The organism is Campylobacter concisus, from assembly GCF_015230015.1.
Lineage (GTDB): Bacteria > Campylobacterota > Campylobacteria > Campylobacterales > Campylobacteraceae > Campylobacter_A > Campylobacter_A concisus_AF.
In genome coordinates this window covers 224,891-244,281 of sequence record NZ_JAAKZC010000001.1, presented here as the reverse complement: position 1 = coordinate 244,281, position 19,391 = coordinate 224,891, and the positions used below count along the sequence as shown (strand labels likewise).

At 40.9% G+C, this 19,391-nt stretch carries 17 protein-coding genes and 6 tRNA genes; 3 read left to right on the top strand and 20 right to left on the bottom strand.

Annotation, left to right across the window (positions count from 1 at the left end):
* Positions 1-27 precede the first annotated feature (27 nt).
* The 4 genes from fldA to G6W42_RS01220 form a co-directional block, all read right to left on the bottom strand.
* A complete protein-coding gene (fldA, locus tag G6W42_RS01235; RefSeq protein WP_194172628.1) occupies positions 28-519 on the bottom strand; it encodes a flavodoxin FldA in 492 nt (163 codons plus the stop codon).
* 11 nt (positions 520-530) lie between these two features.
* The gene (locus G6W42_RS01230) at positions 531-1,244 is read right to left on the bottom strand and encodes a hypothetical protein (RefSeq protein ID WP_194172627.1); all 714 of its coding nucleotides are present in this window, start codon (positions 1,242-1,244) and stop codon (positions 531-533) included.
* Positions 1,245-1,247: 3 nt separating this feature from the next.
* A complete protein-coding gene (locus G6W42_RS01225; RefSeq protein WP_002939277.1) occupies positions 1,248-1,559 on the bottom strand; it encodes a DUF2325 domain-containing protein in 312 nt (103 codons plus the stop codon).
* 137 nt (positions 1,560-1,696) lie between these two features.
* Positions 1,697-2,863 (bottom strand): sugar transporter, encoded by a 1,167-nt coding sequence (locus G6W42_RS01220; protein ID WP_194172626.1) that lies wholly within the window; start codon positions 2,861-2,863, stop codon positions 1,697-1,699.
* A gap of 156 nt (positions 2,864-3,019) precedes the next feature.
* Between G6W42_RS01220 and nifJ the strand changes: the two genes are divergently transcribed.
* Entirely contained in the window at positions 3,020-6,571 is a 3,552-nt protein-coding gene (gene nifJ, locus G6W42_RS01215) for a pyruvate:ferredoxin (flavodoxin) oxidoreductase (protein WP_194172625.1), read from the top strand.
* A gap of 110 nt (positions 6,572-6,681) precedes the next feature.
* On the opposite strand, the gene G6W42_RS01210 is transcribed toward nifJ, so the two are convergent.
* On the bottom strand, positions 6,682-6,861 hold the full coding sequence (locus G6W42_RS01210; RefSeq protein WP_194172624.1) for a hypothetical protein: 180 nt from the start codon (positions 6,859-6,861) through the stop codon (positions 6,682-6,684).
* Between the two features lie 35 nt (positions 6,862-6,896).
* Complete coding sequence (locus G6W42_RS01205) at positions 6,897-7,052, bottom strand: hypothetical protein (protein ID WP_194172623.1); 156 nt, start codon at positions 7,050-7,052, stop codon at positions 6,897-6,899.
* A gap of 80 nt (positions 7,053-7,132) precedes the next feature.
* Here G6W42_RS01205 and G6W42_RS01200 point away from each other — a divergent pair, with 80 nt between their 5' ends.
* Together G6W42_RS01200 and G6W42_RS01195 are read left to right on the top strand one after the other, a co-directional pair.
* A complete protein-coding gene (locus tag G6W42_RS01200) occupies positions 7,133-7,633 on the top strand; it encodes a DNA-deoxyinosine glycosylase (protein WP_194172622.1) in 501 nt (166 codons plus the stop codon).
* Positions 7,634-7,989: 356 nt separating this feature from the next.
* Positions 7,990-8,742 (top strand): DUF4198 domain-containing protein, encoded by a 753-nt coding sequence (locus G6W42_RS01195; RefSeq protein WP_194172621.1) that lies wholly within the window; start codon positions 7,990-7,992, stop codon positions 8,740-8,742.
* A gap of 467 nt (positions 8,743-9,209) precedes the next feature.
* On the opposite strand, the gene G6W42_RS01190 is transcribed toward G6W42_RS01195, so the two are convergent.
* The 14 genes from G6W42_RS01190 to nuoI all read right to left on the bottom strand — a co-directional run bounded on the left by G6W42_RS01190 (position 9,210) and on the right by nuoI (position 19,389).
* A tRNA-Glu gene (locus G6W42_RS01190) sits at positions 9,210-9,284 on the bottom strand.
* 6 nt (positions 9,285-9,290) lie between these two features.
* Positions 9,291-9,366: transfer RNA gene (locus G6W42_RS01185), tRNA-Lys, on the bottom strand.
* A gap of 125 nt (positions 9,367-9,491) precedes the next feature.
* Positions 9,492-9,568 (bottom strand) — tRNA-Asp (locus G6W42_RS01180).
* 12 nt (positions 9,569-9,580) lie between these two features.
* A tRNA-Val gene (locus G6W42_RS01175) sits at positions 9,581-9,656 on the bottom strand.
* Positions 9,657-9,672: 16 nt separating this feature from the next.
* Positions 9,673-9,748 (bottom strand) — tRNA-Glu (locus tag G6W42_RS01170).
* Positions 9,749-9,762: 14 nt separating this feature from the next.
* Positions 9,763-9,838: transfer RNA gene (locus G6W42_RS01165), tRNA-Lys, on the bottom strand.
* Between the two features lie 322 nt (positions 9,839-10,160).
* Entirely contained in the window at positions 10,161-10,427 is a 267-nt protein-coding gene (locus G6W42_RS01160) for a hypothetical protein (RefSeq protein WP_048809724.1), read from the bottom strand.
* Positions 10,428-10,690: 263 nt separating this feature from the next.
* Complete coding sequence (locus tag G6W42_RS01155) at positions 10,691-13,060, bottom strand: DUF7494 domain-containing protein (RefSeq protein ID WP_194172620.1); 2,370 nt, start codon at positions 13,058-13,060, stop codon at positions 10,691-10,693.
* Between the two features lie 22 nt (positions 13,061-13,082).
* Complete coding sequence (gene nuoN, locus G6W42_RS01150) at positions 13,083-14,573, bottom strand: NADH-quinone oxidoreductase subunit NuoN (RefSeq protein WP_194172619.1); 1,491 nt, start codon at positions 14,571-14,573, stop codon at positions 13,083-13,085.
* Positions 14,570-16,081 carry an NADH-quinone oxidoreductase subunit M gene (locus tag G6W42_RS01145; RefSeq protein WP_194172618.1) on the bottom strand — a complete coding sequence of 504 codons (1,512 nt, stop codon included), beginning with the start codon at positions 16,079-16,081 and terminating at the stop codon, positions 14,570-14,572. The genes nuoN and G6W42_RS01145 overlap by 4 nt, the downstream gene beginning before the upstream one ends.
* Positions 16,081-17,919: an NADH-quinone oxidoreductase subunit L gene (gene nuoL / locus G6W42_RS01140; RefSeq protein WP_194172617.1), complete on the bottom strand. Its 1,839-nt coding sequence runs from the start codon at positions 17,917-17,919 to the stop codon at positions 16,081-16,083. Before nuoL ends, G6W42_RS01145 begins: the two co-directional genes overlap by 1 nt.
* Positions 17,920-17,922: 3 nt before the next feature.
* Positions 17,923-18,225, bottom strand: coding sequence for an NADH-quinone oxidoreductase subunit NuoK (gene nuoK / locus G6W42_RS01135; RefSeq protein ID WP_004317991.1), 303 nt, complete (start codon positions 18,223-18,225; stop codon positions 17,923-17,925).
* Positions 18,222-18,758, bottom strand: coding sequence for an NADH-quinone oxidoreductase subunit J (locus G6W42_RS01130; RefSeq protein ID WP_194172616.1), 537 nt, complete (start codon positions 18,756-18,758; stop codon positions 18,222-18,224). Before G6W42_RS01130 ends, nuoK begins: the two co-directional genes overlap by 4 nt.
* A complete protein-coding gene (nuoI, locus tag G6W42_RS01125) occupies positions 18,751-19,389 on the bottom strand; it encodes an NADH-quinone oxidoreductase subunit NuoI (RefSeq protein WP_194172615.1) in 639 nt (212 codons plus the stop codon). Before nuoI ends, G6W42_RS01130 begins: the two co-directional genes overlap by 8 nt.
* Positions 19,390-19,391 lie beyond the last annotated feature (2 nt).

Genomic DNA, 19,391 nt, shown 5'->3' with positions numbered 1-19,391 from the left:
TTTAGCTAGAAGATCTAGCTAAATTAACTACGCAAAGTATGGTTTTATCTGCTCGATCCAAGCTGAAATTCTACCCTCAGTTTTGTCGCTCTGGTTATCAGCATCAAGCGCTAGACCTACAAATTTACCATTTCTTACGGCATCAGAGCCATCAAATGTATATCCATCGGTGCTAACCTCGCCCACTACTTTTGCACCAGCTTTTACGACCTCGTCATAGAGCTTTGCCATACCGTTGCAGTACTCGTCTGAGTAGCTTTGGCTATCGCCCATACCAAAAACAGCGACCGTTTTGCCGTTTAAATTTAACGATTTAAAGTCAAATGCGTCCCAGTCATCTTGCAGGTCGCCGCTGCCCCAGGTCGATGTGCCAAGGATGAGCTTATCAAAGCTATTTAGCTTCGCTGCATCCACGTCAGAGACGTTTAAAAGCTCGTTTTCAAGGCCTAGACCCTCACTTATAAGTTTTGCTGCATCTTCGGTATTTCCCATGCTGCTTCCAAAAACTATACCTATCATTTTTATCCTTTTTAAAAAATTTTACTAATAATCGTATAAGGCACGAGCTTTATGCACCCTCTTGCAAAGCAGTGCCTAACCTCAACGTGCCGCCTAAATTCCTCATTTCTAGGGCAGACGATATAGACCATCTCGCACTCTCTTTGCAAGGCACAAACGGCTGCGTCGATGTCGTCGTTTAAATTTCTCATATCATCAAAGCTCACTTTTTTAAAGCTTGGCATGACGCTGAGCAAATTTTTGCCATCTTTTTTGACCGAGATGACGCCGCCATTTAGCACAACCTCTTTGTCCTGATGGCGGAGGCGTATTTTATCATAAACAAATTGACAAAACATCTGCGCTGCGTCGATACAAAGCTCAAATTTACCGCTTGCATAGAGCATTTTTATCATCTTTGCAGCGGCCATTTTTGGCTCTTTTGCTATAAATTTGATCTTTGAGAGATCGTCTTTTAAGTAACCATTTATGATGATGTTTGAAGGTATGCAAAAGCTATCAACTGGTTTGAAATTTAAAAATTTTTCACGCAGTAAGAAATTTATCCTAGCCTCAAAAATATCTTTGAAATTTAGAAATTTAGCGTAAGAAAGCGGGATCTTTAGCTCGCCCTCAACGCCAACATTATAAAGTGCGATGAAAATTTTCGCATGTGAAAGCTTGTCAAGCTTTGCAAAAATACTTGGAGTTATTTCGCCAATATCTGATAAAAACCCGAACTTCATCGATTATTCTTTGCATCCAAATTCCTTATCTAGGCCAAAGACCTTACAATACTCGCAAAATACGCAACTAACGCTTCTTTTCGCACAAACGATAGGGATATTTCTCTTTTTTGCTTGAGTTTTAATGGTCTTCATCGTGTTGTGGTTTAAAAAGCTAGTGAGCATCACCACGCACTCAGTGTCTTGTGGGATCGGCTTGCGATTTACGCGGTTTTCATTTCTAGCGTCCCAGTGCTCTATCTTCTCAGCTCCCAAATCATGCAAAACTGCCTTAATAGGCGTGATCTCATCTGCTCCGATAACTAAAACTGACATAATAAGCTCCTAAATTTTATTCGTTTTCTGATAACGATTATAAAAAAGCTTAGCTAAAATTATTCTTAGTTATGATATTTATTATCACTTATTTGTAGAAATTTGTAACGTTTTTGGTTTTTTAAAAAAGGCTAAATTTACTTAGCCGATTTAAATTTAACCGTCGCAACGAGAAAGATAACAAGCCCAGCCACTGCAAAAAGGCTGCCAACGTTGCCGATATTTTGCTCGCCAAGGCGGACTATCGTCTGATGTCCGATGAGCGCGCCAGCTCCTATGCCGATGTTATAAATAGCTGAGTATATCGCCATCGCAGCGTCCGTGGCGTTTGAGGCTAAGCTTAGCACCTTTATCTGAAAGCTCATATTTATCCCAGCTATGCCAAGCCCCCAGATAAAGGCAAGCGCAAGCATCAAACTCTCGTTTGTAGCGATCAAATTTAACGCCAGCAAGCAAGCTAATATGAACGTGATAGAAAGAGCCAAAAAAGCATTTGGTATGAGCTTATAAAATTTAGAGAAAAGCACGCTTGCTACGATGCCAGCTACACCAAATAAAAGCAAAAATATAGTGATAAATTTACCATCAAAGCCACTTATATCTTTAGCAAACGGCTCGATGTAGCTATAGGTGCTAAAATGCGCGCTGATAACGATAGTAGTTAGCAAAAATATCACCATCAAAAAGCCATTTCTTGCTAACTCTGGCAAGCTTTTTAGCGAGCCTGAGTTTTTGCTAGGCAAAAGTGGCAAAATTTTATATAGCCAAGCGCCAACTCCCACAGCAAAGACCCCTATCAGCCCAAATGTGACACGCCAGCCCAAGCTATCACCTAAAATCCTGCCAAATGGCAAGCCAAGTATCATCGCCATAGATGTGCCAAGAGCTAGCAGTCCAAGGGCTTGCGAGCTTTTATTGATAGGTGCTACCCTAACAGCAAGCGAGGCGGTGATCGACCAAAATATGGCGTGTGAGATTGCTACTAGCACGCGAGCTATGACTAAAACCGTGAAATTCCAAGCAACAGCGCAAAGTGCGTGAGAAGCGACAAAAATGATAAAAACCTTTAAAAGTAGCGACCTTCGCTCTAAATTTGCAGTTAGCAACATAAAAGGTAACGAAAGTATCGTCACGCTCCACGCATATATCGTGATGATGAGCCCCGTATCAGCCGTGCTCATGCCAAAATCCTTTGCTATATCGCTTAAAAGTGGCACCGGCACGAACTCAGTTGTGTTAAATATAAAAGCTGCAAAAGCTAGCGCTATAACCCTTAGATAGGCTATTTTATGAATATTTATCAAAATTTCATCCTTTTTACTTTGCCCCTACAATATTAAAATTTGACTTACATCTTAGTTATTTATAAATTTTAATTTTTTAATGATAGAGATTAATGACAAATTTTGGATTATTTCCTTATAATAAAGCCATTTTTAAGATAATTTTAAGGCGGAAATATGTCAAAAATAATGAAAACTATGGACGGAAACGAGGCCGCAGCTTACGCATCATACGCATTTACTGAGGTAGCTGGAATTTACCCTATCACTCCTAGCTCACCTATGGCTGACTACACTGACCTTTGGGCAGCGCAGGGCAAGAAAAATTTATTCGGTATGCCAGTAAAAGTAGTCGAGATGCAAAGCGAAGGCGGCGCAGCTGGCACGGTGCATGGCTCGCTACAAGTTGGTGCGCTAACTACGACCTACACAGCTTCTCAAGGCCTACTTTTAAAAATTCCAAATATGTATAAAATAGCAGGCCAGCTCCTCCCCGGCGTCATCCACGTCTCAGCTCGCTCTCTAGCAGCGCAGGCTCTTTCAATATTTGGCGACCACCAAGATATCTATGCCTGTCGTCAAACCGGCTTTGCTATGCTAGCAAGCGGCTCAGTGCAAGAGGTGATGGATATCGCTGGCGTGGCGCACCTGGCGGCGATAAAAGGCAGAGTGCCGTTTTTACACTTCTTTGACGGCTTTAGAACGAGCCATGAAATTCAAAAAGTCGAGGTGCTTGACTACGCGCACTTTGATAGACTACTTGATAGAGAGGCGCTACAGAAATTTAGAGACAATGCGCTAAGCCCAGAGAGCCCAAAAACAAGAGGCACAGCGCAAAATGACGATATCTACTTTCAAACAAGAGAGCTAAGCAACCGCTTTTACGACGCGGTGCCAGATATCGTAGCAGAGTATCTAGCCGAAATTTCAAAGATCACTGGCCGTGACTACAAGCCGTTTAACTACTATGGCGACCCAGAAGCGACACGTGTCATTGTAGCCATGGGCTCAGTTACGCAAACTCTTGAAGAGGTCGTGGATTATCTAAATGCAAAAGGCGAAAAGGTGGGCATCATCAAGGTGCATTTGTACCGCCCATTTAGCACAAAATATCTCTTTGACGTGATGCCAAAGAGCGTGAAAAAAATAGCCGTCCTTGACCGCACAAAAGAGCCTGGCAGCCTTGGCGAGCCACTATATCTTGATATAAAAGCAGCGTTTTACGGCCAAAAGGACGCTCCAATCATAGTTGGCGGCAGATACGGCCTAAGCTCAAAAGACGTCGATCCTGCGCAAATGCTAGCTGTATTTGAAAATTTAAACCAAAGCGAGCCAAAAGATGGCTTTACAGTGGGTATCGTCGATGACGTGACTTTTACGTCGCTGCCAACTGGAGAGAAAATTTCACTAAGTGATGAGAGCGTTAAAGAGTGCTTATTTTACGGTCTTGGCGCTGACGGCACCGTGGGCGCAAACAAAAACTCGATAAAGATCATCGGCGATAAAACCGACCTTTACGCGCAGGCATATTTTGCCTACGATAGTAAAAAATCAGGCGGTTACACACGCTCACACCTTCGCTTTGGCAAAAAGCCGATCCGCTCGACCTATCTCGTCTCAAACCCGCACTTTGTGGCTTGCTCGGTCGCTGCATATCTTGAAATTTACGATGTCATTGATGGCATAAGAGAAAATGGCACATTCTTGCTAAACTCTATCTGGGACACAGAGCAGACCATAGCGAAGCTGCCAAATAAAGTTAAGAAAATTTTAGCTAGCAAAAATATAAATTTCTACATCATAAACGCAACAAAGCTAGCGCACGATATCGGCCTTAAAAACCGCACAAATACCATTATGCAGTCGGCATTTTTCAAGCTTGCTGACATCATACCATTTGAAGATGCGCAAAAATATATGAAAGAGTACGCACACAAAGCCTACGCTAAAAAAGGCGAAGCGATCGTGCAAATGAACTACAACGCTATCGACGTCGGCGCAAATGGTCTTATCAAGGTGCCAGTCGATCCTGCGTGGGCAAATTTAGCAGATGATGAGCAAAAAGATGAAAAATATATCGGCAACAACTTCATCGAAAACGTCGTAAAACCGATAAACGCGGCTCGCGGTGACAGCCTGCCAGTCTCAGCCTTCATAGGCTACGAGGACGGCCACTTTGAAGCTGGCACGACGGCTTACGAGAAGCGCGGTGTTGGCGTAATGGTGCCAAAATGGATCGAGCAAAACTGCATCCAGTGCAACCAGTGCGCATTTGTCTGCCCGCACGCTGTAATCAGGCCATTTTTGATCGATGAAAACGAGCTTAACGCAGCCCCACAAAGCGTGCAAGATCACGTCCTAGAAGCAAAAGGCAAAGAGGTTAAGGGACTAAAATACAAGATCCAAGTAAGCCCGCTAGACTGCACCGGCTGCGAGCTGTGCGCCCAAAACTGCCCAAGCAAAGAAAAATCGCTCGTCATGGTGCCACTTGAAGAAGAGCTAGGCAAAAACGAGCAAGAAAATGCTGATTATCTATTTAAAAAAGTAGCCTACAAAGACGATCTCATGAACAAAGAGAGCGTTAAGGGCGTTGGCTTTGCTAAGCCACTCTTTGAATTCCACGGAGCTTGCCCGGGATGTGGCGAAACTCCGTATATCACGCTCATTACAAGGCTCTTTGGCGAGCGCATGATCGTGGCAAACGCAACTGGTTGTAGCTCGATCTATGGCGGCTCTGCCCCATCTACTCCGTACACTACAAATGACGAAGGCAAGGGCGTTGCGTGGGCAAACTCGCTATTTGAAGATAACGCTGAGTTTGGCATGGGTATGAACGTAGCGATAGAGACCATGCGCCACCGCATCGAAGACATAATGAGAAACAACATAGACAGCGTGCCAAACGCACTTTCAGCGCTTTACAACGACTGGATAAATTTCAAAAATGATGGCGTTAAAACGCAAGAGATCACGAAAAATTTATTGCCTATTTTAGAGCAAAATTTAAGCGCGCCGGGCGTTAAAGAAATTTTAGAGCTTAAGAAATTCCTCGTCAAAAAGTCACAATGGATCATCGGCGGCGACGGCTGGGCGTATGACATCGGCTTTGGCGGACTTGACCATGTGCTAGCAAGCGGCGAGAACGTAAATGTGCTAGTGCTTGACACCGAAGTTTATTCAAACACCGGCGGCCAAAGCTCAAAATCAAGCCGCGCAGGCTCGATAGCACAATTTACAGCTAGCGGCAAGCCAGCTCAGAAAAAGGACCTTGGCTACATCGCTATGACTTACGGCAATATTTTCGTAGCGCAGATCAACTCAAACGCGAGCCAAGCAAACGTGATAAAAGCGATCGCAGCAGCCGAAGCCTATGACGGCCCAAGCCTCATCATCGCCTACTCTCCGTGCATCGCTCACGGCATCAAAGGCGGCTTGTCGCAGTCAGGCGGCCAAGGCGAGCTCGCTACAAAATGCGGATACTGGCCGACATACCTATACGATCCGCGCCTCTTAAAAGAGGGGCAAAATCCGCTTAAAATCACCTCAAAAGAGCCAGACTGGTCGCTTTATGAAGAGTTTTTGCTAAATGAAGTTCGCTACAACTCGCTTAAGAAAACCAACCCTGAGCACGCAGACGAGCTACTAGCTAAAAATAAGGCCGACGCGCAAAGACGCTACCGCCAGCTAAAACGCCTTAGCCTAGCAGACTTTAGCGACGAAATCAATTAAATTTTAGGTGCTTTTGCACCTAAAATTTTACGCTAACAGCTAGAATATATCTTGTTTGATATTTTTTTAATTTAATACTGCCTATCTCATCAAAGTCAAAATGGCGCTCCTTAAGATCGTCCATCATATATGAAAAATAAAATTTGTTTTTCCGCAAAAGCCACTTCACTGGCTATGATCTCACCAAGAGCGCTATCATCTATATGAAAATTTTTAAAAATGGCACTTAGCTCGAAGTAGCCATTTTGCAAGTCTCCGATATAAAATTTAACCCTAGCGCCGCTTTTCATAAAGGCAAAAGATACTATCTTTGCATCACTAAAATTTAGATATACAAAAACTCTCTCTCAAGCGTCTTTAGCTCGCCATAAAAAGACTTTATACACGAGCCATAATCCTCTATCCTCTTTTCAAACTCATCATCGTCTAGATCGCCACTTATCCAACTCTTATCAAAAAATCTCATCTTGCGCCAAGGCATCACAGCTCCTTAAATTTAACTTCTAAAGCAAATTTTATATATCATTATCTAAAATCATTCATAAAATTAAAAGGCAAAATATGAGCCAAACGCACCCTTTTAAGCCAATCTTTGATAAAAACTCTAAAATTTTGATCCTTGGCTCTTTCCCCTCCGTCATCTCTCGTAAATTTGGCTTTTACTATACAAATCTGCAAAACCGCTTTTGGCGGGTGTTGGCTAGGGTCTTAAACGCTGATGTGCCAGAAAGCACGGATGAAAAGATAAAATTTCTACTCTCTCATCACATCGCGATATATGACGCGGCGATATCATGCGAGATAGAGGGCTCAAGCGACTCTAAAATGAGCAAGATCGTACCTGTAAATTTAAAGCCTTTGTTTAAAGAGTCAAATATCACGCAAGTCTACGCAAACGGCGGCAAGGCTTACGAAATTTGCAAAAAATACTTGGAGTGTGAGATCATAAAAGCGACAAAAAACGAGGTGATAAAACTACCATCAACCAGCCCTGCAAATGCCAAATTTAGCATTGAAAAACTTGTAAATGAGTGGTCGGTGATAGTTAGGGAGTTAGAATAGATCAGAAACTTGAAACAACTTCGTCTTTGATCTCTATGCTTATTAGTTTCACATTAGTTTTTAGTAAAATTTATCTTCTTGTGTAATTTAACTGACTATGCTGTTTTATAAAATAAAAATTTGATTCAATATTGACAATGATTATTATTTTGATATAATTGCACTACGGATTTAAATTTCGTTTTATCAGCGATTAAATCAATTTTAATAGTTGTATTATTCTGTAAATTTAGATGAATAAATTTAGTTTTGATTACTAAATTTGCTTAGTAAATAGCAAAATTTAGTCATGTAGAAATTTAACAATATTTTTGTGACATATATAAAAAAGACATTTTAACCTAAAAGGATATCTAATGAACAAGCATTTATTTGCACTTTTGGCTTTGGCAGCATTTAGCAGTCACTCTTTAGCTCACGAATTTTGGCTATTTGGAAGTAGCAAGGACGTAACAAGCGTTGATATCGGCTACGCGGACGATTTTCCAACCGTTGAAAAGATCCCAGATAAAAGGGTCGCCCTATTTGAAGCCCCATACATTATAAACAAAAATGGCGAGAAACTGAGCCTAAAACAAAGCGGCGAAAACTACCACTATGAAAGGGCCAAACTAGAAGACGGCTCATACCTTATAGCTGGCGAGTATAAGCCTACGTTTTGGACAAAAGCAAGCGATGGCACATGGCACATGGGCAAAACCAAAGAGGACATAAAGGATGCCAAATACTGCAAAAAAGCGAGCATGAGCGCAAAAGGTGTAATAAATAAAAACGCTAAGGACGACTCTGTAACAAAGCCTTCACAGCAGCGCTTAGAGATAGTCCCACTTGACAATCCAGCAAATTTCAAAGTTGGCGTGCCGTTTAAAGTGAAAATTCTATTTGAGGGCAAATCTTTAGAAAATGCCACGCTTGATGGAACGTTTGATGGATTTTTAAAAGAAAAAAGCGCATTTCATGGCCAAACTGAGCCAGACGGCACGATAGAGGTGCTTGCACTTAAACCTGGAAAATGGCTGCTACAAACAGTGCATAAAATGCCATTTGCTGACTCTAAAATTTGCGATGACGAGACGATTGCTGCAACACTTGCATTTGAGCTAAAATAGATCAAATTTAGAATTTATCAAAGGGCGTATTAAATGCGCCCTACCCCTTTTATCTTATAGAATAAATTTATCAAGGCAAAGTCAGCAAATTTATCAAATTTATGTTGTAGCTAAATTTTAAAATTTATGCATTTCTAAAAGATTTAATAGAAATTACAAATTCCAGCAGTCATAATTTCATCGTTATTTGCAATCTCTAAGATTTTATAAATCACTGATCCGTTTTCGCCCAAAACCTTTTACAAAACTCAAGCATCTCGTTATTAAAACAAGTTTTATTTATACCTTCAGCAAAGAATTACGAGATTTTGGGATACAGTATTTCAATATAATTTCTGCTACCTAAATACCAAAATTGCTTCGCATACCAGTAAGCAATGTCGGTAGCAAAATGCGTTCAATTTATTAATCAAATTTATTGCGCTAGCAGTAAATTTTCAAAATTTGAGTTAAATTTAGAAGAAAAATGGTGACCCATACGAGACTCGAACTCGTGTTACCAACGTGAGAGGCTGGTGTCCTAACCGCTAGACGAATGGGCCAAAAGATGGTGCCCCGTGTAGGTCTCGAACCTACGACCCCATCATTAAGAGTGATATGCTCTACCAACTGAGCTAACGAGGCAAGATTAAGTATCAATAACAAATCATAAAGTGTTATCTTAGAACTTATAATCTTAAAATTTAATTTGATCACTCAAAAAAACAAGAAAAAATAGAATCAAGAACCTTAACCTAAGGTTTGGTAGATGGCGCAGCGGACGGGGCTCGAACCCGCGACCTCCGCCGTGACAGGGCGGCATTCTAACCAACTGAACTACCGCTGCACCTAAAAGTAATGGTGGTCGCTATAAGACTCGAACTTATGACATCCACCTTGTAAGGGTGGCGCTCTACCAACTGAGCTAAGCGACCTAAAATTTAAAACATCTGGCGACCCTTAGAGGATTTGAACCTCTGTTCCTACACAGAGAAAGTAGAGTCCTGAGCCACTAGACGAAAGGGTCATAAACCCAAAAAATGGTGTCCTGCGTTGGATTCGAACCAACGGCCCCCTCATTAAAAGTGAGATGCTCTACCGACTGAGCTAGCAAGACATGATTATTTAAAAAAGAATTGAGATTATACAAAAAACATTATTATATGTCAAGAAAAAATTAAATTTTAAATCAAATTAAAGCTATTTTGTCCGCTATTTCTAAGCGAAAAATATAAAATTTTATTTTTAAATCTTGTCAATTTAAAGCCAAAATTTCTTATAAATTTAAACCATTTTTACTTTATAATCCAACAAACAAAACACAATCAAGCACCTAATCCGCTTAGTGGCAAATTTAATTCTTGCCTAAAAATCTTACCGCCATTTTTCTAGCTTTTTCTATCTTTTCGGCTCTGTTTTGATCACTCATTTCTATCTCATTATTTAATAATAATCATTAGGGTTAAACCCACCAATCCCAAATAAATACATACATAGGCAAATAATGCGATTGCACCAAAAAAGCAATAAACAGATTTCCCCAAATAATTAGATTCATCTTTTATCTTTTGAGCAATTCTTTTTAATTCTCCAAAATCAAAAAAATGTTTTAAATAGTTTCCTTTTAGATAAACTGAGTTCAAAAGTATAACACCTGCTATCAATAAAAGAAACCAAAATTTTGTTAACCATGTCAGTGTTATCATCCCTATCCTTTCATGACCATAAATTTAAAAAAACGTTCATACTACATATCCTTTTTTCATACCGCCACTTAGGCTATCGTTTCTAAATTCTCGCTACTTTTCGTTGCGCCGCTATACATAATCTTCTCCTAAAAAAATATTCTTAAAATCGTACTTACGATCATAACAAATTGCAGGAATAACAATTTTTGCTAAAAGAAAAATAAAATATTTTTAAGCTCTAGATACTCTCTTTCAAGATCATTTAATCTTAGCACCAAATTTTACTTTATCATCTCAAGTTTGGCTTTGCAAGCATCTTTGTAAGCGCTTGTGAAATTTGAGCCAACGCATTCGTTTAGATAAGGCTTAGCTAGCTTATACTGCTTTTGCCTGATGTAAATTTCACTTGCCAAATTTAGAGCATGCAAGCGGTCTTCTGGCTCAAGCTTCATATTTAGTATAAATTTCGCCTCGTCAAGCGCCTCGTCAAGATTATCTGTCTTTAGCGAAGCCTCCGAGTAGTAAAAATTTAGCTTTGGCGAAAAGGTATTTATCTTTGCTCTAGTTTGTAGCTCAAGCGCCTTTTTAGCGTAGGTTGCAGCGATAGCGTAGTCGTTGCTCTTCATCGCATAGTCACATATAGCTGCGTACGCCTCGATGATCTTAAAGTCCTGCCCTCTTAGCTGCTCGATCGCGCTGATCGTTGAGACCGCCTCTGTAAAGCGCTTTAGCGCAAGTAGCGAGTAAAATCTATCAAAAAGCGATGGCGTAGGATCCGAGTACTCGACTGCTGAGCCAAGCGAGAGCGCGTCATTTGCCGCAGTGATCGCATGCTCGTAGTCTTTATTTTTATATAAAATTTTGCTCAAATTTACCAGCCACTCGACTCTATCTTCTAAATTTTCATCCTTTACATGCGCCTTGGCAAGCTCTAGCGCGTCGTTGTAACGCGCCGTTCTAAAGTAGCAGTTAAAGAGCTTAAACTGTGGCAAAGAGACCTTGCTCACATCGTAGTTTTCGAGTAAATTTACAACCGCCGTGCAGTCATCTTTGATGAAAAACTCTTTTGTTAGCTCAAGTGCGGCCTCATTTACTAGCTCCATCGCCTTGCTTAAATTTTCATCTTTTGCGAGGTTGTTATAAGCCAGCGCATCGGCAAATTTACGCTCTTTTAGATCAAGCTCAAGCTCGCTGATTAATGCCTTTTGGCTGATGTTTGTGCCAGCATATTTTTCGATGAGATCTTTATATCTTGCGTGAAGTGCGGTGGCGTTTTTGTCGTCCTCTTCAAAAAATAGCCCATCCTTTGCCTTGGCGACCTCATCGATATAATCGCCATATTTAAACTCTTTTTCGTATCTGTTTAGATACTCATACGCCCTTTTTTCATCTTTGGTTTTGGCTAAATTTAGCGCTAAATTTTTTAATGCTGCCTCGTAAACATCCTTTGTCCTGTCGCTATTATTTACCAAAATTTCATAAATTTTAGCAGCCACGTCTGGCATATCTTTGCTAGCAAATGTATAGGCTAAATTCATCGATTTTGTCGGATCGTTCATGAAAAATTTCTCATTTGCATTTGCGATCTTTAGCACAAATTTTTTCGCCTCTTCAAATTTCTCTTTATCGATATTTGCGTCTGCTAGACTTAGTGCAGCTCTACTTGCAAGGTCGATGTCATTTGTAGAGTAGAGCACCTTTTCATAGTCGCTTAGCGCCTCTTTTTGCCTGCCTATTTTATATAGGTAGTCAGCATAATCAAGCGTGGCAAGCTTTGTAAATTTAGACTCCGCGTGCTCTTCGCTTAGTATGTCAAGCATATATTTTGCATCACTTGCGATGCTATCTTTGAGGTAAGCTCTGGCGATGAGATATAGCACCTCTGGGTAGTTTTCATCAGAAGGGAATTTTCTTATCCAAGCTCTGCCCTCGCTTACGATGTCCTTTGGCTCAAGCCCCTCAAACTCGCTCTTTGTCTCAAAAATTTTATCAAGTGTTCTTAGTCTAAAAAGTAAAAACTCACTTGAAAAAAGACTGGCTGGGTGCCTTTTCATCGCCGTTTGCGTATCTTTTACCACGCTTTCATAAGCGCCCTTTTCGTAAGCTCTTTTTATATTTATGTAGATGTCTATATCGTTGCTGTCAAGCCCAGCGATAGGCGCTTTGTTAAGATCTAGCGCTCCGATGCTTGGACTTAGCATATCTCTAAAATCAGGCGAGAAATTTAACCCAGATACTCTTTTGTTGTTTTCGCTTAGCGAAGTGTCGATGATGATGCTAAAGTGCTTTGAGATGGTCGTCTTTGGCGTATCTTGCACGCTTGGACTGCTGTAAAGCTCAGTTTGAACATTTAGAAGTTTTGAAGGCGCCTTTGGCATGATGACGATAAAGAGTTTGCCATCTTGCTTTTTATATTTTATATCCATTAAAGGCAGCGTCGTATCTTCGATCTTTGGCAAGATCCCATCATCGAGCATACAAACGTAGCGCTTCGTATCATAGGCTAAAATTTGCTCCACACATTCAAATTCTTTCTCGTCGCTTAGCTGAAGGACGCTATAAGGCTTATTTGCGTTTGCGCCGCTGTTTAGGCTAAGGCTAAAGGCGGATAGATAAAGCGGTAAAAATAAGATGATTAAGAGCTTTTTCATGCCGCCATTATAGTTAAATTTTCTAAAATCCTGAAGCAAAGACAAAATGCTCGATAAATTCCAAAATCGCTCCAGAAAATAAAAAGGCAAAGACCGTGCCAGCAACGGCAACTCCAACGATCACCTTTAGCGCCATCGAGACGTTTGAGATGTAGATATTTTTATCTTTTACGATAGGCTCTTTTAAAAACATAAAGACGATGAGCCTTAGATAGTAATAAATCGCAATGGCAGAGTTTATCATGATGATGAGGCTAAGCACGACATAATCAGACTTTATAAGTGATGAGATAAGCACCATTTTGCCCCAAAATACGCTAAAAGGCGGTATGCCAGCAAGGGCGATCATGAAAATTCCCATTATCACGGCGTAGCTTGGCAAAATTTTAATAAGCCCTGAAAATTTCTCATACGGATGTTTAAAACGCTTGTCCCAGCAGACGACGTCATCGCATCTTGCCACCCAGAGCATAGAAAATGCACCCAAATTTGCAAACAAAAACATGATCCAGTAGAAAAACAAGGCGACATTTGCTTCGTGAGAATTTGCCACTAGCGCACAAAGCACGACACCAGCGTGAGCTATCGAGCTAAAAGCTAGCATCCTTTTTACGTCTTTTTGCACTAGAGCCATGATATTTGCAAGGCTCATCGTAAGCACGGCGATGATGTAGAGCATATCTTTTATCCATGAAATTCCAGAGCCCTCAAGCATCGCAAAAATTCTTAACGCAACGATAAAGCCCGCCACCTTTGGCACGATCGACATATAGCCAGCTAGTGGGGCATTTGAGCCCTCATAAACGTCTGGTATCCATGTGTGAAATGGTATGAGTGAGAGCTTAAAGCCAATGGCTGAAGCGATGAAAACGCAGCCAAGCAAGATTATTAAGTTTTGATTTAGGCTAAGATCTTTTATCACTACACCGATACGAGCGATATCTATTGAGTTTGTTGCTAGATAAAACATCGCTATCGCCATCGCAAAAAAGCCAGCTGAGAGCGAGCCCATTGCGAAGTATTTGATGGCAGCCTCGACGCTTTTTGCTTTGTTGTGAAGGGCAATTAGGGTGTAGAGGCAAAGTGAGCTGATCTCAAGGCCTAAAAAGATGATAAGTAGGTTATTTGAGCTCACCATAAACAAAAATCCAGCGATCATAAACAAAAATAGCGCGTAGTACTCGTAAATTTTATACTCAAAATACTCTTTTGTGCTAAGTGCAAGAGGGATGAAAAGGGCTGAGGCGATTAGGATAATGATCTGTGAGATGATAGAAATTCCATCGACTAATAGCATATCCCAAAAGCTTAGGCTAAGTCCGTTAAAATCAAGCGTAAGCCCTAAATTTACAAATATAGCGATGATACAAAATACGCAGTAGAAATTCCTCGAAAGATCCTTTTTTATCGCTCCAACTATGAGGATAAAAAGTGCAAAAACCATCATGCTAAGCATCGGCGAGAGCGATTGTAGCGAGATCTCGTTTAGGTCTAAAAAGGCTATTTCGTTCATAGTTTGCTCCCGCCGTTTAAAGATGAAATTTTATCTTTTGTGCCACTATCTATCGCACGACTTTGCATTTTGCTTATGATATTTTGCACGCTTGGCTCAAGTGGCTTTAGTATCAAATTTGGTGCGATACCAAGAATGATTATGAGCAAGCAAAGTGGCACAAGAGCGGCTAGTTCTTTGAAATTTAGATCTTTTAAACCCAAATTTTTATCCTTGCACTCGCCAAAAAAGACCCTTTTATAAAGTACTAGCATATAAATAGCGCCCACGATGATACTAAAGCCGCCAAGTAGCGCAAAGAGCTTGTTTAGCTTAAAGATGCCAAGCAGGCTCAAAAACTCGCCCACAAAGCCGATAGTTAGCGGCAGACCGATACTTGCAAGGGTCGCTATAAAAAATATGAGCGCATACTTTGGCATGACCTTGGCAAGACCGCCAAATTCGCAAATTTCTTTGGTGTGAGCTCTCTCATATATGACTCCAACTAGCAAAAAGAGTGCGCCACTAACGATACCGTGGCTTATCATCAAAAATATTGAGCCGCCAAGGCCTATTAAATTTAGTGAAAAGATGCCAAGCATGATGACGCCCATGTGTGAAATGGAGCTATAAGCGATCACTTGCTTCATATCGCTTTGCGCGTAGGCAACAAGGGCTGCGTAGATGATCATGATGATAGCTATGACGCAGACAAAGCCACTTAAAAGCAGGCTCGCATCTGGAAAAAGTGGGAGCGAAAATCTCACAAAGCCGTAAGTACCCATCTTTAAAAGCACGCTAGCAAGCAGCACCGAGCCGATCGTAGGAGCCTGTCCGTGCGCGTAAGGTAGCCACGTGTGAAATGGAAATAGCGGAGTTTTCACGCCAAAAGCGAAGAAAAATGCTAAAAATAGCCAAATTTGAGCATTTTCTCCGATGCCAAGCTTGTACCAATCAAGCAGATTAAAGCTAAAGACGCCGCTTTTTTGATAGCACAGATAGCCGATAAAAATGATCGCTACTAGCATAAAGACAGAGCCTAAAAATGTGTAGATGAAAAATTTGATCGCCGCGTAAATTCTATTTTTACTGCCAAATGCGCCGATGATGTAAAGAAGCGGTATGAGGCTAAGCTCCCAAAAGCTGTAAAATAAGATCATATCAAGCGCGCTAAAGACGCCCATCATCGTGCTCTCTAAAAATAGCACGCTAATAACAAGGTGCTTTAAATTTCCATCATCGCTAAGGGCTGCGATAGAGATGAAACTCATAAATGCGCTAAGGACTATAAGCACAAGCGAAATGGTATCGATGCCCACAAAATAGCTGATATTTAGGATTGGTATGAGCGAGACTTGATGCGTTAAAACAAAGTCATAACCCTGAAAATCAACATTTACGCAGATAAAAATGGCAAGCAAAAGCTCGATAAGAGCGATGCTTGCTCCATAAAATTTGATGCTTTTATTTTCTATCAAAAAGCCAAGTATTGCGCTTATTGCTGGGAAAAATATGATTACACTTAGCATTATTTGGCTCCGTTTAATAAAAATATAAAGCTTAAAAGCAAGGCAAATCCTGCAACCATAAATCTAAGCATGACGCTTAAATCGCCACTTTGCATTTTGTTTGCAAGATATGCAAATTTAGTAACCACAAATGCGACAAAATCGACACTTTTATCAACTATCATCTCATCAAATTTCTTGCAAATTTTAGAGATTAAAGCGTAGCCATTTATAAAAAATTTCTCATAAAATTTTGGTATAAAGTAGGCATTTTGCAAAATTTTGTAAATTTTACTTTCGCAAATGCTCTCTTTAAAAATTTCTTTTTTATAAGCAAATACAGCAAAGCCAGCGCTTGCAAGCACTAAAGTAAGTGTTAAAACGAGTAAGAAAATTTCACTGCTGTGAGATAAATTTAGCTTAAAATCCCCAAGGCTAGCACCTAAAAACTCGCTAAAGTTGCTCCAAAAAAAGCCGCTGATAACTGAGAGAACGCCAAGCACACTCATGCCAACAAGCATGTAGTTTTTGGCTTCATGTGCGTGCTCCTCACTCTTTGGCCTTGCAAAAAAGACTAGCATAACGAGCCTAAAGCTATAAAATGCCGTAAGAACCACACCAAAGAGCAAGACGGCCCACAAAATTTTATCTTCACTAAAGGCGACCTCTAAAATTTTATCTTTTGAAAAAAAGCCAGCAAATGGATAAAATCCAGCTAGTGCGCAGCTTGCGATGATAGAAAGTAGCGCAGTTGGCTTCATAAATTTATAAAGTCCGCCCATTTTTTTGATATTTAGCTCGTCGTTCATCGCGTGCATGACGTTGCCAGCGCACAAAAAGAGCAGAGACTTGAAAAATGCGTGCGTGACAAGGTGAAAAAGTGCGATCTTATAAGCACCAAGACCAGCCGCTACAAACATATATCCAAGCTGTGAAAGCGTCGAGTAGGCGACTATCTTTTTAAGGTCGTTATGCACTAGCGCGATGCTAGCGGCAAATATCGCTACAAATGCGCCAAGGCAGGCGATAAAGTGCGATACTTCAGGCACGTTTGCAAAGATGAAATTTGCGCGTATGACTAGATAGACGCCAGCTGTTACCATGGTCGCAGCGTGGATGAGCGCAGAAACTGGCGTTGGACCCTCCATGGCGTTTGCAAGCCATGTGTGAAATGGAAACTGCGCGCTTTTACCCATGGCACCTATAAAAAGAAGTGTGGCGATGATGCCTAAATTTAGCCCAGAAAGGTCGCTTCTAGCGTTAAAGACCTCGCTAAATTTAAGCGAGCCAAAGCTATAAAATATATAAAAAATGCCAACAAGCATGGCAAGGTCAGCCACTCTATTCATCACAAAGGCTTCGTTTGCAGCGATGTTTGCACTAGGTCTTTTATACCAAAAGCCAATTAGCAGCCAAGAGCAAAGCCCAACGCCCTCCCAGCCGATAAATAGCCCTATGAAGTTATCACTTGATACAAGGACATTCATGCAAAAGACAAAGAGCCCAAGGTAGCTAAAAAAGCGGTTAAAACTCGCATCATCTCTCATGTAGCCAATGGAGTAGATATGCACGATGCTAGCGACTACGCCCACGGTGCTAAGCATCACAAGGCTAATCGCGTCAAGGTAGAAGCTAAAGCTAAGATCAAGCGAGCCAAAATTTATAAACTCTTTTAGGGTTAAATTTAAAGGCTCATCTACGCTAAGGCTAGCCGTTAGCATTAGCGAAGCTGTGGCGCTAGCGATCATGAGAAGCGAGCAAAAAAGACCGATAAATAAATTCTTACTGCTATGCGAAAAGATGCCAGCTATGATGAAGCTAAGAAGCGGGAAAAATAGCGAAATACAAAATAAAATCATCTCTTAGCCTTTCATATTTGTCATCGAATCTAAACTGATGCTGCCAGTCTTTTTATACCAAAGCACGAGCAGCCCAAGCCCCACAGCGACCTCGCTAGCAGCGATGGCTACTATAAAAAATGCGATGATCTGCCCAGTTAGATCAAAGTAGTATTTCGAGATAGCTGCAAGTGCGATGTTTGCTGAGTTTAGTAAAATTTCGCTTGAGAAAAATAGCATTATCAAATTTCTTCTTCTCATTATGCCAACAAGCCCTATGACAAAGACGAGGCTTGCCAGGATGAGGTAGTGAGTAAGTCCTATCATAGCATATCCTCAAATTTGCTTTGCGTATCTAAGTCTTTGTGTATCAAGATGATGCCAGCTACCATCGCGACAAGCAGCATGATAGCGCACATCTCAAATGCTAGCAGATACTTGCTAAAGAGCAAAATTCCAACCGCTTCGATGTTGCCAAGGCTAGCAAGGGTAGAATTTACCACCTCTTGCTTTGCGCTATAGATCGGCGCTAAAAAGATAAATATCAAAAGAAGCGCTATGAAGCTACTTAGAAGATAGATGATGATCTTTGCTTTTTTGCCGCTTTTTGGCTCGCACTCCTTGCTGGTGTCAAAAAACATCATCGCAAATGCGTATAAAACGACCACTGCACCTGTATAGACGATGATCTGCACCACTCCTAAAAACTCAGCCCCTAAAAGAAAAAATATAGCCGAGATAAAAACCATGCCAGCAGCTAGTGCAGAGACTGCATTTAGGGCGTTTTTACAAAGCACGCTAAAAGAAAAACTAACTAATATAAGGGCGCTAAAAAGATAAAATGCAAAGCTCTCATACATCGCTTGACCCTTTTAAATTTATATCCATCGTTTCTGCCTTATCTTCATTTGTAAGCGCATTTGGCGTCTTTTTTACTAAACTATCAGCATTTTTAGGTAGCGAGCCATAGCCCTCAAACTCAGTTTGATCTTTTAAAAATTTATCATCTGTTAAAAACTCAGCCTTTGTACCAAAGAGGATTTTATTTTCACTTGCGACCTCATACTCTTGCCCGCAAACTATGGCAAGCTCAGGGCAGACATCAGCGCAAAATCCACAATAAACACATCTGCTTAAATTTATCGTGTAGCTTGCGACCTTTTTGCGGCCATCTTCGCCAAGAGAAGTCTTCATCGAGATGCAGTTGCTAACGCAAATTTTCTCGCATAATCCACAGCCTATGCAGCGCTCATTTTCGCTTTCAACAAATTTTAAAAGCCTATGAATTCCCCTATATCTGGCGTTTAGCTGCATCTTTTGCATAGGGTACTTTAGAGTGTGCGACTTGCTAAATAGCATCTGCTTTAGCGTGATCTTTAGCCCCACTAAAAGATCAAGCTTAAAAGTAGCGGCGATGAAGTGCTTAAATTTATCAAATGCCCCTTTTGGCTCTATCTTTTCGTCTATCAAAATATATCTTTTCTCGCTCATTT